Raw genomic sequence first — 14299 nt, forward strand, 5'->3', positions numbered from 1 at the left:
GTAAATCGTTAAAATGTAAATATAGTTATGGCAAAAGAAATATTATTCAATATCGATGCCCGCGACCAATTGAAGAAAGGTATCGACACACTGGCAAATGCAGTAAAAGTAACCCTCGGCCCTAAAGGTCGTAACGTTATCATCGAAAAGAAATTCGGTGCTCCCCACATCACGAAAGATGGTGTAACGGTAGCTAAAGAAGTAGAGTTGGCAGACGCATATCAGAATACTGGCGCACAGCTGGTAAAGGAAGTTGCTTCCAAGACCGGCGACGATGCAGGTGACGGTACTACAACTGCTACTGTTTTGGCTCAGGCTATCGTAGCCGAAGGTCTGAAGAACGTGACTGCCGGTGCTAGCCCGATGGATATCAAACGCGGTATCGACAAGGCTGTTGCCAAAGTGGTTGATTCTATCAAAGGCCAGGCGGAAACAGTGGGTGACAATTATGACAAGATTGAGCAAGTTGCTTCCGTTTCTGCCAATAACGACCCCGTTATCGGCAAGCTGATTGCAGACGCTATGCGCAAAGTTTCCAAAGACGGTGTTATCACTATCGAAGAGGCAAAGGGTACTGATACTACTATCGGTGTGGTTGAAGGTATGCAGTTCGACCGTGGTTACCTCTCTGCTTACTTCGTTACCAATACGGAGAAGATGGAGTGCGAAATGGAAAAACCGTACATCCTGATTTATGATAAGAAGATTTCCAACCTGAAAGATTTCCTGCCTATCCTCGAACCGGCAGTACAGACCGGTCGTCCTTTGCTGGTTATTGCAGAAGATGTGGATAGCGAAGCGCTGACAACTTTGGTTGTAAACCGTCTGCGTTCTCAGTTGAAGATTTGTGCAGTGAAGGCTCCGGGCTTCGGTGACCGTCGCAAGGAAATGTTGGAAGATATTGCAGTGCTGACCGGTGGTGTTGTCATCAGCGAGGAAAAAGGTCTGAAGCTGGAACAAGCTACTATCGAAATGTTGGGTACTGCCGACAAGGTAACTGTTTCCAAGGATAATACAACTATTGTAAACGGTGCCGGTGATAAAGAAAACATCAAGGAACGTTGCGAGCAAATCAAGGCTCAGATTGTATCTACGAAATCTGATTATGACAAGGAAAAACTGCAGGAACGTTTGGCCAAGTTGTCTGGCGGTGTAGCTGTTCTTTATGTAGGTGCTGCTTCTGAGGTTGAAATGAAGGAAAAGAAAGACCGTGTAGACGATGCGCTTCGTGCTACCCGTGCCGCTATCGAAGAAGGTATTGTTCCAGGTGGTGGTGTAGCCTATATCCGTGCATTGGATGCTCTGGAAGGCTTTAAGGGTGACAATGTAGATGAAACAACCGGTATTGACATCATCAAACGTGCTATTGAAGAACCGTTGCGCCAGATTGTTGCCAACGCTGGTAAAGAAGGTGCTGTTGTTGTACAGAAAGTACGCGAAGGCAAGGCAGACTTCGGTTACAATGCCCGTACCGATGTTTATGAGAACCTGCATGCAGCCGGTGTGGTAGATCCTGCCAAGGTTACTCGTGTGGCTCTTGAAAATGCCGCTTCTATTGCCGGTATGTTCCTGACTACAGAATGTGTAATCGTAGAGAAGAAAGAAGATAAGCCTGAGATGCCGATGGGTGCTCCCGGAATGGGAGGCATGGGCGGAATGATGTAAGATCGTTTTCCCTGATTGCTTAATCAAATAGGAGAACCGCAGTGTCTTTTTGATAGATACTGCGGTTTTTTTGTTCTATTTACCTTCTTGATTATTAATAAAAAGCGTGTAATATTACAAAAGTGTTACAAAAATGATTAGTTTTCATATCTTTTGTTCGTTTTTGTTGTTAGCAAAATAAAAAATCATATCTTTACCCTTCGTAAAGATAACCTAATCAACAAGAACTATTAACCTTTTTAATTGAAGAGAAAATGAACAAAAGCGAAATTGGACTAAATGCTGGGAAAGTTTGGCAGTTGCTTAGCGATTATACCAGATGGAGCTACGGTTCTTTAAAGAGGAAGTCCGGACTGAAGGACAAGGAGTTGGGAGCCGCATTGGGGTGGCTTGCCCGTGAGGACAAGATTGAAATTCATCAGGAAGAAGATGAACTTTATGTTTCACTAGGGGTAAATGTTTATATCGGATAAAGGAAACCGATTGAATGGATTGATTGAGGAGCACAGATTTCTCAGTGCGGAAGCATTTTCCACCGGGGGATGAAATCTGTGCTCCTTGGTTTCTTCATGTTGCAGAATATTCTTTTCTTTGTACATTCTTTTCAATGAACAAAAACAGAAAGACTATGAGAAGTTTTGCTTCAGACAATAATTCAGGCGTACATCCGTTGGTAATGGAGGCGCTGAACCGGGCCAACCGTGACCATGCTATTGGTTATGGGGATGATCCTTGGACAGAGGAGGCTGTCCGTAAAATAAGGGAAGCGTTTACGCCGGATTGCGAACCGTTGTTCGTATTCAACGGTACGGGCAGTAATGCGGTGGTTTTGCAGCTGTGTACCCGCCCTTATAATTCCATTATTTGTGCAGAGACTGCACATATCTATGTCGATGAGTGCGGTGCGCCTGCCCGTATGACAGGTTGTCAGATTCGTCCTATAGCTACCCCTGACGGCAAGCTGACGCCCGATTTAGTCCGTCCTTATTTGTGCCATTTCGGCGAACAGCATCATTCGCAGCCCGGAGCCATCTATATTTCGCAATGTTCGGAGCTGGGCACTGTCTATAAGCCGGACGAGTTGCGGGCTTTGACGGATTTGGCCCATCGGCATGGCATGTATGTCCATATGGACGGAGCCCGTCTGGCAAATGCTTGTGCAGCCTTGAATCTTGGCTTTAGGGAACTGACAGTGGATTGCGGGATAGATATCCTCAGCTTCGGTGGTACGAAAAATGGACTGATGTTGGGAGAAAGCGTGGTTGTCTTTAACCCAGCTTTGAAGAAGGAAGCTTATTTTGTGCGCAAGCAGTCGGCACAGCTCGCATCCAAGCTCCGCTATCTGTCCTGCCAGTTCACTGCCTACCTGACGGACAGCCTTTGGTTGAAAAATGCCGCGCATGCCAATCGTATGGCAAAGATTCTTTACGACGGATTGAAGGAATTGCCAGGTGCGCATTTTACGCAGAAGGTGGAAAGTAACCAGCTTTTCCTTACGATGCCCCGTCCGGTGATTGACGAGCTGTTGAAGGACTATTTCTTCTACTTCTGGGATGAGGCCATCCACGAAATCCGTTTTGTAACCTCTTTTGATACTACGGAAGAAGATATCGAGCAATTGCTGCAATCGGTAAAAAGGCTTCTCTGAAATATATAAAAGCTCCTAACCTTCACAGGCTGGGAGCTTACTTCGAAACTTTCCCCTCTTGGGGGTAGGGGAAGGTTTACTGAAAACAAACCGATTGAATATTTACCTTAAATACCTTTGCACGATAACCTTTTTAACTAACCTTTTCAATAAATCCTTGTTAGAGTATGCTTATATACCGACAGCCTCGCGGACCGGTACAAAAGTGTAGCCTTTTCGTTTCAGCGTCTTAATCATCTTGTCCAGATAGCCATTATAGAACTTGTCTGTGCGGCGGTCGTCCGTTCCGAAGTGTATCAGCATTAGGTGTCCGTTCAGACCTTCTTTCTTTTCCACCTCCATAATCTTGTCGTAGATGAGTTTGCTACTCCGGTACTTCTGTCCCATGTCCGGAGTGGTGTAGTCGGCATTGCTCATGGTACCAGGGGTATAGTTGATAACTTGAATACCCATATTCTTTGCCCAGGCAGATATTTTCTTGTTATAGTATTCGTAAGGAGGAATATAGACGGGAGCGTCCTTGTATTCGATACCTGCCTTGCGGAGGGTCTCGTAGCTTTTCATCATATCGTTCTCAAACTCTTCGCGGGTGACCAGCAGAGAATCACGGTCTTCCCAAGGCATGTACAACAGATGTCCGTAACTGTGGCTGCCTACAAAATGCCCTTCGTCGAGCAGGCGTTTCACTACATCGGGATAGAGTTCATAGAACTCTCCGGTAAAGAAGAAGCCACCTTTGATGCCATGCTTCTTCAAGGTGCTGATGATGGCATCGGCACCGTCTGCTTTGTCGGCGGCAGTGAATACGAGGGTGATTTGCTTTTTTGAGGGATCGGTGCGGATAATGCCTCCGTCCACATATACATTCTTGTCATTTGGGATACCGGCTTGCTTCATTCCATCCTTCTGCATGGCAGAGAGGTAGTACGTGAGGCAGGCGGTTCCGTCCATGGTAGGCTCATTGGTGGAATAGTCGTGGATGGCGTCGTGATATACCATCAGGTCTGGCTGGAAGCGTTCGTAGTCTTGTCCGGGAGTTCCGGGAATTCCCGTCATATTGACACCGCGCAGGCTTTCGAAGATGGTACGATAGACAGGACCGTCCACCAGTCCGCCGGTAGTATTGCCCACGCCTGCATTCAGCAGTGAGGAGTGGGGTTGCGAGGGATAGTCTCCGTAAAGGGGAAGTTCCACAATCATGCTGGTTCCCCAAGGGTTACAGCCGAACAGCCAGTCGCGCAGGGAGGCTTCCATTTCGGCGTATGTGTCATCGCCGGTGGTTTCACGGTACAGCCGGCATTGGGTTAGCATGGCGGTAGTCAGATTGTTGGAACACCAGATGTAGGGTATACCGTGCAGAAAGGGGCTTTCTACCGCTTTCTCGTACGTGCGTTCAATGCCCGTACGCATGTTGCGGATGAATTCCTTGCTGATGCGGCTGTTGTCCACTTTGGCAAGATGGTAGTGCCCCATGTTCATGAACGGATACCATTGGTAGTGGCGTGCACTGTCGGCGCCCATCCAAGGAGTCACCGGTTCGCGACGTCCGTATTCAAGGGCTTGGGCCAGGTATTTGTTGTCGCCGGTGGCTTTGTACAGTTCCATGGCTCCCAGTTCCATATCGTCCACCCAGTTGTCCTCTTCGTAAATGTAGGGAGACAAGACAGAGGCAGTCTGGCATGCTCCCGGTTTCTTTACGCCTTCCTGATAGGCGGCATCGGCCTTGGCTTCGATTTCTGCTGCAAATTCAGGATAGTAGTCTTTCAGTATCTTGGCGCCTAAAGCGAAGCAGGAGGCAAACTTGCCGGCAGTGCTTGCCACTCCGGTCGTTGCATTCTTGAACTCTCCACGTACTTGCGGTTCGCCACTGCAAAAGTAAACGGGGCGTCCTTTACCCGGTCCGTAGCCGTAATCCACCAGGTCTTTGTTAGGTAGGCGCATTCCGGCATGGTCACGGTCGTCGGCTATCTGGTTGTACAGCTCGCCCGGAGCAGGATTCATCCGGTTCATCCAGTCCAGTCCCCACTTGATTTCGTCCACGATGTCGGGAATGCCGTTGGCTCCCGGATGTCCGGCTGCATCATAGGCGTCACCGAATGATTCCGGATTTTCCTGATAGGCAAACATCATCTGGTAGATGGCATTGGCGGAGGTGGTGGTGTATTGCAGATAGTCCGTAGCATCGTGCCAGCCTCCGCGGACGTCTATATGTTGTCCGGTTTTGGTGGGATGATAGACGATGTAGCCGTCGTGCACGTGGCAGCTGTCTTTCAGGAACGGATTATAGCCGCAGCGTTGCTGCCGCATGTAGTGCAGCAGGTAGTCTGCGGTACCGTTGTAGACTTGTGCATTGATGGGGAAACGGGGGGAGACCGCTTTGCCTGCTTTCAGATAATACGTGCCCGGTTCTGTGAAATCACTGAAGTTCAACCGGTAGGTACTCTTCATGCCTCCCATCTTGCCGGTGGCCTTGGTTGTGTTGAAGGTACGCACCACCTTTCCGGTGAAAGCGTCAATCAATGAATAATTTTCTACGTTTGTTCCTTCCTCGCTCATGAATACAGCGACTTTGACGGATTGCGGCAAATAGCCGAGTTGGTTGATTCTGATCCATTCGCCTGCTTTGCCCGGCAGGGCTACGAGAGCGAATATTACCGTTAGGAGCCAATAATTACTTTTCATAATGGGGGTTTTTAATCTAAGGTTGGGGATTATATATAAAACAAATTTTCCTTATTACAAATAAAGCATTTTCTGTCAATTTTAGGAAGATTTAGGATGAATAATTAGACGATATTAGGTGTCGTTTACACTATTTTGGTATTTTATAGACGTGAAATAAGTGTTTGGTTGAAACTAAATGTTTGTTTATCACGTAATTATTATGCTTGATGATGCTTTTTAATTTTCGTTTACCTATTTTAATAATGCGTAAAACAAATTGGCGTGTTATTTGTTTTATGGTATTTAGACAATAAAACTAATAGACTATGGCTTATATTGATTACTATCAGGTCCTTGGAGTGGACAAAAAGGCATCTCAGGATGACATCAAGAGAGCGTTCCGCAAGCTGGCGCGCAAGTACCATCCTGACTTGAATCCGAACGATGCTACGGCCAAGGATAAGTTTCAGGCTATCAACGAGGCGAATGAGGTGCTGAGTGATCCTGAAAAAAGAAAGAAATATGATGAATATGGTGAACACTGGAAACATGCCGACGAGTTTGAAGCGCAGAAGCGGGCACAGCAGCAAGCCGGGGGCTTCGGAGGATTTGGCGGTGCCGGTTTTGGAGGTTCCGGTGCGGGATTTGGTACGGACGGAGGCGGTACGTATTGGTATTCTTCCGACGGCCAGGAATTTTCGGGCAGTAATGCCGGTGGTTTCTCAGACTTCTTCGAACAGATGTTCGGTCATCGTACGCGCGGAGGAGGCGGTGCCAATGCCGGTTTCCGCGGGCAGGATTATCATGCGGATTTGAACCTCTCGCTTCGTGAGGCTGCGAAGACCCATAAACAGATATTGACGGTGAATGGCAAGCAAGTGCGTATTACCATTCCGGCCGGTGTGGCCAACGGACAGGTCATCAAACTGAAAGGCTATGGTGGCGAGGGCATCAACGGAGGTCCTGCAGGTGACTTATACATCACGTTTGTGATTCCGGACGACTCGGTATTCAAGCGTTTGGGAGATGATTTGTATGTGGATGTGACCGTCGACCTTTATACAGCCCTGCTGGGTGGCGACCAGTTGGTGGATACTTTGGATGGTCAGGTGAAGCTGAAGGTGAAACCCGAAACTCAGAACGGGACTAAGGTACGTCTGAAGGGTAAGGGCTTCCCCGTATATAAGAAGGAGGGACAGTTTGGCGATCTCATCGTGACTTATTCCGTGAAGTTGCCGACAAACCTGACGGAACAGCAGAAAGAGATGTTCCGTAAAATTCAGAGTATGAACTAATGAAAGGAGAACGGATTATGCAGAACGAATGGATTGTCATCAGCGAATATTGTGACAAGTGTCATATAGAGCCCACTTTTATTGATATGCTGTGCGAAAGTGGACTGATAGATGTGGAGCAGGAAGGTGGAGAGCGTTATCTGCCTTTCTCCGAGTTGCCGGATGTGGAACGGTACAGCCGTATGTACTACGACCTTTCCATCAATATGGAAGGGATTGATGCCATCCACCATCTGCTGGCAAGGATGGAAGAGATGCAGCGGGAGATACACTCGCTGCGCGGCAGGCTGAGGCTGCACGGAGAGTATTAATTTTCCTTTCGTCTCTTTGAGAACTTTTGTCCTTTTAAGAAGGGGCAAGCAGGAGGAAGTATTTCAGAAAAAACAAGCGGGCACCGGAGTAGCTAAACTCCGGTGCCCGCTATATTTGCCTTGTCAAGCAATGCATTTATTTGCGGTAGCTTTCCAGCTCTTCTGCCTTGAACTTACGGATGAAGTTAAAGTGTTTTTCCACTTCAGCTTCTGCGTAGTTCACATACACCAGAGCCGACTTGCCGAACAGTTCGGGAGCCTTTGTCGCGTCCTGAATGATGAGGTGCGACATGATACATACCGCAGCCATCTCATAGAGGCGACGTGCCACGAAGTCCAGCAATTCCTGATTCTGTGCCTCTTTCACCGCATTGGTGCAGGCTTCGAACTTGTTGGTCATCTCTTTGATGCGGTCCATCAACGGTTGCATTTCTTCGCTGCACGGCACTTGCTCGTAGTCGCGCAAGGTGGCAGAGTATGAGCCGTTTGTTACATAGCGGATAGCAGCTACGGTCTGCAACTGAGTAGTACCTTCGTAGATAGAAGTGATACGTGCATCACGATAGATACGTTGGCAAGCATACTCCAGCATGAAGCCCGAACCGCCGTGAATCTGGATGCTGTCGTAAGCATTCTGATTGGCATATTCAGAGTTCATACCTTTTGCCAGCGGAGTGAAGGCGTCGGCAAGTTTGGCATACTTCTTTTGTTCCTGGCGTTCTTCCGGAGTCAGTTTGCGTTCGCGAGCAATGTCGTCCAGCGCTTTGTAGATGTCAACGTAGCGGGAAGTCTGGTACAGCAAGGAGCGTCCTGCATCCAACTTGGCTTTCATAATAGCCAGCATGTCATATACAGCCGGGAATTCGATGATAGCCTTGCCGAACTGCTTGCGGTCTTTGGCATAAGCCAGACCTTCGTTGTAGGCAGCTTGTGAAAGGCCTACCGACTGTGCGGCAATACCCAGACGGGCACCGTTCATCAAAGCCATAACGTATTTAATCAAACCAAGCTTGCGGTCGCCGCAAAGTTCTGCCTTTGCATTCTTGTAAACCAGCTCGCAGGTGGGAGAGCCGTGGATACCCAGCTTGTTCTCGATGCGGCGCACGTCTACACCGCCTTCATTCTTATCGTAGATGAACATGGACAAGCCACGTCCGTCTTTGGTACCCTCTTCTGAACGTGCCAGTACGAGGTGGAGATTGGCGTCACCGTTAGTAATAAAACGCTTCACGCCGTTCAGGCGCCAGCAGTTGTTGGCCTCGTCATAGGTCGCTTTCAGCATTACGCTCTGCAAGTCGGAACCGGCATCCGGTTCTGTCAGGTCCATAGACATGGTCTCTCCGGCGCAGACACGCGGTATAAAACGGCTGTGCTGGTCTTCGTTACCGAATTCGTAGAGCGTTTCGATACAGTCTTGCAGTGACCAGATGTTACCGAAACCGGCATCGGCGGCGGCAACGATTTCCGCACACATGGTGTACGGAGTAATCGGGAAGTTCAAGCCACCGAAACGGCGCGGCATGGTCATACCGTTCAATCCGGCTTTTACCATGGCGTCGAGGTTCTGCTTGGTGCCGCTGGCATATTCCACACGGCCGTTGGCACAGTGGGGACCTTCTTCGTCCACGCCCTCGGCATTGGGAGCGATAATCTCTCCGGTAATCTCTCCGGTGATTTCAAGTACCTTGTCAAAAGAGTCCATAGCATCCGCATAGTCCTGCGGGGCATAGTCATACTTGTCTTTGTCTTGGTAACCGCGTTCTTTCAGTTCGCAGATACGTTCCATCATCGAGTTGTTCAGATGATACTTCAATTCGGGAACTTCGGTATAAAAATTTGCCATAATTTCTTGGTTATTTAGGTATTCTGAAGTATAGGGGTATGGTGAATTTCACTCGCTTGGCCTCTCCGTCCTGATAGCCGGGCGACCAGCGGTAGACGTCGGCAATGGCCTCGAAAGCGCGTATGGCTTCTTTGTCGATGTCATAGCGCACGGACTGGAGAATTTGGGGATGGGTCATCTTGCCTTCTTCGTCTACAACGAATCGTAGGATTACCCTTCCTTCTGCCTTTTGCTTCCAGGCGTCTTCCGGATATTTGGTAACATTGGCCACCAGTTTCATGAGGTTCTCTATTCCACCGGGGAAGGATGGAAACATGAAATACGGCTGATGTTCCATTTCAGTTCCGTGCTCGTCGAACATCTTTCCACCGGTACACTGATTCTCTGAATAGTGTTCCTCTCTACGGAGTTTCCCGTCGGGATAGTACTGCAGGAGTGTTCCGTCAAGTTTACCATCGCTGTAGCTCCGGGCCAGATGTATGGCACCGTCGGGATAATACACCATGGTCTGCCCCTCCAGGCGGTTGTCTCTATATACTTCTGTCAGGCTGTCCTTGCCATTTGCATAGAATGATGTATGCAGGCCTTCCCTTATCCTTTTGCGGGGATTGCTTTTGTATTCGGAGAAATGCCAGACATCCTTCTTTTGTCCTTCCAAAGCATACTCTTCCACCTTGATGCACTTCTTGTTTATCTTGGAAACAAGAGCATACTTGACTGCCTGGATGGAGTCGTCCGTCCATTGGTAATTCTTGTCCAACCAGAGCTTTTCTTGAGCGATAGCGGAAGATATACCTGAAAGAAGAACAAATATAAGAATCAGCCCTTTCATGATTACCTTTATTGTTATTTACTGTGTGATTTATAATATTTTATCATCTTCGGGATAACCTCTTCCACCGTACCGTTGATGACATAGTCGGCAATCGTATTGATGGGAGCGTTCTCGTCATTGTTGATGGAGATGATAATACCACTTTCCTGCATACCGGCAATGTGCTGGATTTGTCCGCTGATGCCGCAAGCAATATACAGTTTGGGGCGGACAGTGACACCGGTCTGGCCAATCTGGCGGTCATGGTCGGCATAACCGGCATCGACGGCAGCACGGCTGGCGCCTACCTCTGCATGGAGTTCTTTGGCAAGCTCGAACAACATGTCAAAACCTTCCTTGCTTCCCATGCCGTAGCCGCCAGCAATCACGATGGGAGCGCCTTTCAGGTTGTGTTTTGCCTTTTCTACGTGGCGGTCGATGACTTTTACCACATAATCCGTCTCGGGCACGTACTTGGCAACGTCGTGGTTGATGACTTCGCCCTTATAGTCAGCGTCCAGTATCTCTTTCTTCATCACACCTTCGCGAACGGTTGCCATCTGCGGACGGTGCTCGGGATTCACAATCGTGGCAACGATGTTACCGCCGAATGCGGGACGGATTTGATACAGCAGGTTCTCGTAAACCTTGCCTTCCTTCTTGTCTTCGTGGTTGCCGATTTCCAGTGAGGTACAGTCGGCAGTCAGTCCGCTGGTCAAAGCGGAAGAAACGCGCGGGCCGAGGTCGCGACCGATAACGGTGGCGCCCATCAGGCAGATTTGCGGCTTTTCTTCTTTGAACAAATTGATGAGGACAGAGGAGTGGGGAAGGGAAGTATAGGGGAACAAGCCCGGAGCGTCGAATACGTGGAGTTTGTCTACTCCGAAGGGCAATACTTGCTTTTCAATGCCTGCCAGATTGTTGCCGGCAGCAACTGCCTCCAGTTGACAGCCCAACTGATTGGCTAATTTACGACCTTTGGTCAAGAGTTCGAGACTGACGTCAGCAACTGTTGTGCCTTCTATCTCTAAATATACAAATACATTATTCATAATCTTATCCTATCGTATGGTTAGCTAACAGTTCAACAATCAAATCTTCCACATCCTTATCGCTGCCCGTCAGCGTTTTGCTTTCTTTGGCCTGGAATGAGATGTTCTGAATGGTCTTCACCTTGGTAGGCGAACCGCTCAGACCGCATTGTGCAAGGTCGCCGTTCACGTCGGCAACACTCCATTCCGTGATGTTCAGATAGGGATATTTCTCGTAGAGGTCGGCGTAGGCAAGCTCAGCGCCTTCCTTGGTGATGGCAGCTTTTTCCTGGGCACCGAGGGCGCGTTTGTACTTCTGCACCAGTTTGGCATTGCGCGGGCGGCAGGGAGCGGCACTTCCGTTTACGGTGATGACTATGGGCAGGGGAGCCTCAACGGTTTCCACACCACCGTCGATATGACGTTTCACGGTAATTTTCTTGGCGGCTTTATCCACGTTCAGAATCTCTTCTGCGTAGGTCACTTGCGTCAGCCCCAGCTTTTCGGCAACCTGCGGGCCTACTTGGGCGGTATCACCGTCGATGGCCTGGCGTCCGCCAATGATGACGTCATAGTCGCCTATCTTCTTGATGGCTGTGGCAAGGGCATACGAAGTGGCAAGCGTATCGGCACCTGCAAAGGCGCGGTCGGTCAGCAGATAGCCGTTGTCGGCACCACGGTAAAGTCCTTCACGAATAACTTCGGCTGCACGTCCCGGTCCCATGGTCAGGATGGTAACGGTGGAGCCCGGATGTTCATCTTTCAGTCGGAGAGCCTGTTCAAGAGCGTTCAGGTCCTCGGGGTTGAAGATGGCAGGGAGTGCCGCGCGGTTGATGGTTCCGTCGGCTTTCATGGCATCTTTCCCAACGTTGCGCGTGTCGGGAACTTGTTTTGCCAATACAACAATTTTCAAACTCATGCTATTAATTATTAGTATTAGTATTTCTTTGTATGTCAGTACCGGGAATAGGAGTAGTAGAATCCTGCTACTGAAATTGGCCGGTTAACTCATTATCAGCCTGCAAATTTACGGAAAGAGTTGGGTTTGACAAGAAAATGGGGTGAAAAATGCACAAGTTGAGGGATTTTGCGCAAATATCAGTTGGCTCTATATCTGTAAAAAAGGTAATAAAACCGGTAATTTATCTACCTTTCCGTTCCCGTTTCCTCTGTACTTTTGCAGCGTCTGGATGAGGTCTGCATAACGGGCAGCATCGGATAAACAAGCATTGCTACTTAAATGTTATTATAGAATATGTATATTGAAAAAGTAAATTCCCCTGCTGACGTGAAAAAGTTATCAGTCAGCGAAATGAACGGATTAGGTGGAGAAATCCGCCAGGTGTTGTTAAACAAGTTAAGCTCCCACGGAGGACACGTAGGTCCCAACCTGGGAATGGTAGAAGCTACCATAGCCCTGCATTACGTGTTCGATTCACCAACGGACAAGATAGTCTATGACGTGTCTCACCAAAGTTATACCCATAAGATATTGACAGGCCGCCGGGCAGCGTTTATGAATGCGGACGAGTATGACGAAGTCTCCGGATATTCCGAACCGTCGGAAAGCGAGCACGACTTCTTCGTCATTGGGCATACCTCTACCTCCGTCAGTCTGGCAAGCGGACTTGCCAAGGCGCGTGACCTGAAGGGGGAGGCGGGTAATGTGATTGCCGTCATCGGCGATGGCTCGTTGAGTGGAGGTGAAGCCTTCGAAGGATTGAATGTAGGTGCCGAACTGGGCACGAACTTCATCGTCATTGTCAACGATAACCAGATGTCCATTGCCGAGAATCATGGCGGGCTATACCGCAATCTGCAACAGTTACGCGAAACGGAGGGGCAGGCTCCCTGCAACTATTTTAAGGCAATGGGATATGATTATCTCTATGTGAAGGATGGCAATGACGTGGAGCAATTGATAGAGGCTTTCCGTGAAGTGAAGGACAAGAAGCATCCGGTTGTGGTACATATCAATACCTTGAAAGGTAAGGGATACAAATTGGCGGAAGAGCAAAAAGAACGTTTCCATTACAGTGTTCCGTTCGACCTTGAAACCGGCAATCTGACCGGTGAGTCTGGAGAGGGTGAAGACTATGCCGACCTTACCGCCGGTTATTTGTTGCAGGAGATGAAGAAAGACCCGACTGTGGTGGGCATCACCGCAGGTACACCTACGGTATTTGGCTTTACACCGGAGCGCCGCAAGGAGGCAGGGCGGCAGTTCATCGATATGGGCATTGCCGAAGAGCAGGCTGTTGCCATGGCTTCTGCCATTGCTGCCGGAGGTGGAAAACCGGTATTCGGGGTCTACAGCACCTTTATCCAGCGCGCCTACGACCAGTTGTCCCAGGATCTTTGCATCAACAATAATCCTGCACTGATTCTTGTCTTCTGGGGAAGCTTATCGAGTATGAATGATGTTACCCATCTTTGTCTTTTTGATATTCCGGTCATCGGTAATATTCCGAATATGGTTTATCTGGCACCTACTTGTCGTGAGGAGTATATGGCAATGCTGGAGTGGGGCATCCGTCAAACGGAACATCCGGTTGCCATTCGCGTGCCGGCCAATGGGGTTGTCCGCAGGAATGTAGAACCGGAGAAGGATTACGGCAAGACGCTGAACCGTTATGAGGTGTCCCATCGTGGAGAGAAGGTCGCCATATTGGGACTGGGCTCTTTCTATCAGTTGGGCGAAGCCGTGGCTGCCCGGTTGAAGGAAGAGAAAGGAGTGGATGCCACGCTTGTCAATCCTCGCTACATCACGGGTGTGGACGAGGCTTTGCTCGATGACCTGAAGCGCGACCATACACTGGTCATTACTCTTGAGGACGGAGTGCTGGACGGTGGCTTTGGCGAGAAGATTGCCCGTTACTACGGTCCGTCGGATATGAAGGTACTGAACTATGGTGTGAAGAAAGAGTTTATCGACCGTTACGATGTGGAGGAGCAGTTGAAGAAGAACCGGTTGACGGTTCCGCAGATTGTGGAAGATATCTGTAGGATTTGGTAAGAATTGAAAAAG

11 protein-coding genes are annotated in these 14299 nt (G+C 49.0%); 6 read left to right on the forward strand and 5 right to left on the reverse strand.

The window, feature by feature from the left end:
* The first annotated feature begins 27 nt into the window (after positions 1-27).
* From groL to DWX62_RS07305, 3 genes are all read left to right on the forward strand, one after another.
* Entirely contained in the window at positions 28-1665 is a 1638-nt protein-coding gene (gene groL, locus DWX62_RS07295; protein WP_005826239.1) for a chaperonin GroEL, read from the forward strand.
* A 254-nt stretch (positions 1666-1919) separates the two neighbouring features.
* Positions 1920-2138, forward strand: coding sequence for a winged helix-turn-helix domain-containing protein (locus tag DWX62_RS07300; protein WP_005826242.1), 219 nt, complete (start codon positions 1920-1922; stop codon positions 2136-2138).
* Between the two features lie 155 nt (positions 2139-2293).
* Complete coding sequence (locus tag DWX62_RS07305; protein ID WP_120172694.1) at positions 2294-3313, forward strand: low specificity L-threonine aldolase; 1020 nt, start codon at positions 2294-2296, stop codon at positions 3311-3313.
* A 171-nt stretch (positions 3314-3484) separates the two neighbouring features.
* On the opposite strand, the gene DWX62_RS07310 is transcribed toward DWX62_RS07305, so the two are convergent.
* A complete protein-coding gene (locus DWX62_RS07310) occupies positions 3485-5995 on the reverse strand; it encodes a glycoside hydrolase family 9 protein (RefSeq protein WP_120172662.1) in 2511 nt (836 codons plus the stop codon).
* 308 nt (positions 5996-6303) lie between these two features.
* Here DWX62_RS07310 and DWX62_RS07315 point away from each other — a divergent pair, with 308 nt between their 5' ends.
* Together DWX62_RS07315 and DWX62_RS07320 are read left to right on the forward strand one after the other, a co-directional pair.
* Positions 6304-7272 carry a J domain-containing protein gene (locus tag DWX62_RS07315; RefSeq protein ID WP_005826253.1) on the forward strand — a complete coding sequence of 323 codons (969 nt, stop codon included), beginning with the start codon at positions 6304-6306 and terminating at the stop codon, positions 7270-7272.
* Positions 7273-7289: 17 nt separating this feature from the next.
* Positions 7290-7583: a chaperone modulator CbpM gene (locus DWX62_RS07320; RefSeq protein ID WP_009036538.1), complete on the forward strand. Its 294-nt coding sequence runs from the start codon at positions 7290-7292 to the stop codon at positions 7581-7583.
* 136 nt (positions 7584-7719) lie between these two features.
* Here the strand turns inward: DWX62_RS07320 and DWX62_RS07325 are convergent, their stop codons facing one another.
* The 4 genes from DWX62_RS07325 to DWX62_RS07340 are packed head-to-tail and all read right to left on the reverse strand — an operon-like array spanning position 7720 to position 12190.
* Positions 7720-9426, reverse strand: a complete 1707-nt coding sequence (locus tag DWX62_RS07325) for an acyl-CoA dehydrogenase family protein (protein WP_005826256.1) — start codon at positions 9424-9426, stop codon at positions 7720-7722.
* A 10-nt stretch (positions 9427-9436) separates the two neighbouring features.
* Entirely contained in the window at positions 9437-10258 is an 822-nt protein-coding gene (locus tag DWX62_RS07330) for an energy transducer TonB (RefSeq protein WP_022401576.1), read from the reverse strand.
* Between the two features lie 14 nt (positions 10259-10272).
* On the reverse strand, positions 10273-11292 hold the full coding sequence (locus DWX62_RS07335; protein WP_005826260.1) for an electron transfer flavoprotein subunit alpha/FixB family protein: 1020 nt from the start codon (positions 11290-11292) through the stop codon (positions 10273-10275).
* Between the two features lie 4 nt (positions 11293-11296).
* On the reverse strand, positions 11297-12190 hold the full coding sequence (locus DWX62_RS07340) for an electron transfer flavoprotein subunit beta/FixA family protein (RefSeq protein ID WP_117601570.1): 894 nt from the start codon (positions 12188-12190) through the stop codon (positions 11297-11299).
* Between the two features lie 336 nt (positions 12191-12526).
* Between DWX62_RS07340 and DWX62_RS07345 the strand changes: the two genes are divergently transcribed.
* Positions 12527-14287, forward strand: a complete 1761-nt coding sequence (locus DWX62_RS07345) for a 1-deoxy-D-xylulose-5-phosphate synthase (protein ID WP_005826266.1) — start codon at positions 12527-12529, stop codon at positions 14285-14287.
* Positions 14288-14299 lie beyond the last annotated feature (12 nt).

This window comes from Bacteroides sp. AF20-13LB, from assembly GCF_003603065.1.
GTDB lineage: Bacteria > Bacteroidota > Bacteroidia > Bacteroidales > Bacteroidaceae > Bacteroides > Bacteroides uniformis.

Coding starts and splice junctions, on each gene's coding strand:
- groL (WP_005826239.1), top strand. CDS start 28: ATGGCAAAAGAAATATTATTCAATATCGATGCCCGCGACCAATTGAAG.
- DWX62_RS07300 (WP_005826242.1), top strand. CDS start 1,920: ATGAACAAAAGCGAAATTGGACTAAATGCTGGGAAAGTTTGGCAGTTG.
- DWX62_RS07305 (WP_120172694.1), top strand. CDS start 2,294: ATGAGAAGTTTTGCTTCAGACAATAATTCAGGCGTACATCCGTTGGTA.
- DWX62_RS07310 (WP_120172662.1), bottom strand. CDS start 5,995: ATGAAAAGTAATTATTGGCTCCTAACGGTAATATTCGCTCTCGTAGCC.
- DWX62_RS07315 (WP_005826253.1), top strand. CDS start 6,304: ATGGCTTATATTGATTACTATCAGGTCCTTGGAGTGGACAAAAAGGCA.
- DWX62_RS07320 (WP_009036538.1), top strand. CDS start 7,290: ATGCAGAACGAATGGATTGTCATCAGCGAATATTGTGACAAGTGTCAT.
- DWX62_RS07325 (WP_005826256.1), bottom strand. CDS start 9,426: ATGGCAAATTTTTATACCGAAGTTCCCGAATTGAAGTATCATCTGAAC.
- DWX62_RS07330 (WP_022401576.1), bottom strand. CDS start 10,258: ATGAAAGGGCTGATTCTTATATTTGTTCTTCTTTCAGGTATATCTTCC.
- DWX62_RS07335 (WP_005826260.1), bottom strand. CDS start 11,292: ATGAATAATGTATTTGTATATTTAGAGATAGAAGGCACAACAGTTGCT.
- DWX62_RS07340 (WP_117601570.1), bottom strand. CDS start 12,190: ATGAGTTTGAAAATTGTTGTATTGGCAAAACAAGTTCCCGACACGCGC.
- DWX62_RS07345 (WP_005826266.1), top strand. CDS start 12,527: ATGTATATTGAAAAAGTAAATTCCCCTGCTGACGTGAAAAAGTTATCA.